The organism is Xylanibacter rarus (genome assembly GCF_001275135.1).
GTDB classification, from domain to species: domain Bacteria; phylum Bacteroidota; class Bacteroidia; order Bacteroidales; family Bacteroidaceae; genus Prevotella; species Prevotella rara.
The window spans coordinates 1-814 of sequence record NZ_LFQU01000082.1; the positions used below are offsets into that span (position 1 = coordinate 1).

The following is an 814-nucleotide window of genomic DNA, read 5'->3' on the forward strand; positions in this document are numbered from 1 at the left end:
TTTGCCATAAGCGTTGTAATGATGGCTTTGAGCATGTGCGGCATGTTCTTCGGCACGTCGAAGGCCGTGCTCTACACTGCGATAGCGCTTGTAGGCTACGGCAACTCTAACATCTTCTCGATAGTGTTCTCTCAGGCGCTTCTCTCAGTCCCCGATCGTCAGAACGAGGTTTCTGGCCTGATGATCATGGGTCTTTTCGGCGGCACTGTGTTCCCCCTTCTGATGGGCTTTGCCTCCGACGCTGCAGGCCAGGCTGGAGCCGTAGGCGTGATGTCAGTCGGCGTGGTCTATCTCCTTTATTATATAAACAAGGTAAAACATTGACAAACTTCAAACAAACAAGCATAACGATATGAAAGATATAATAGTAGGTCTTGGCGAAGCCCTTTGGGACGTTCTTCCCGACGGCAAGAAGCTGGGCGGAGCGCCTGCCAACTTCGCCTACCATGCCGGCCAGTTCGGCTTCGACTCCGTGGCAGTAAGCGCCGTGGGCGACGACCGCCTAGGCGACGAGACCCTCGCCGCCCTTGACGATAAAGGTCTTAAATACATGATGCCTCGTGTACCTTATCCCACCGGCACAGTTCAGGTTACGCTCGATGACGACGGCATCCCGACGTATGACATCCGCGAGAACGTGGCCTGGGACAACATCCCCTTCACCCCGGAGCTTGAGGCCCTTGCCCGCGACTGCCGTGCAGTTTGCTGGGGCTCTCTGGCCCAGCGCAACGTAGTTTCGCGCGAAACAATCGGCAAGTTCCTCGACGCGATGCCCTCTGACAAGGGCGTCCTGAAGATATTCGACATCAACCTT

The 814-nt window shown here is 55.5% G+C and carries 1 protein-coding gene and 1 pseudogene; both read left to right on the forward strand.

The annotated features are described in order from the left end of the window. Positions 1 to 324 (forward strand): annotated as a pseudogene (locus tag ACU52_RS14575) (sugar MFS transporter); the annotation flags it as partial. 28 nt (positions 325 to 352) lie between these two features. Beyond that, the coding region (locus tag ACU52_RS14580; RefSeq protein WP_239684943.1) for a PfkB family carbohydrate kinase at positions 353 to 814 on the forward strand (462 nt) is incomplete at its 3' end.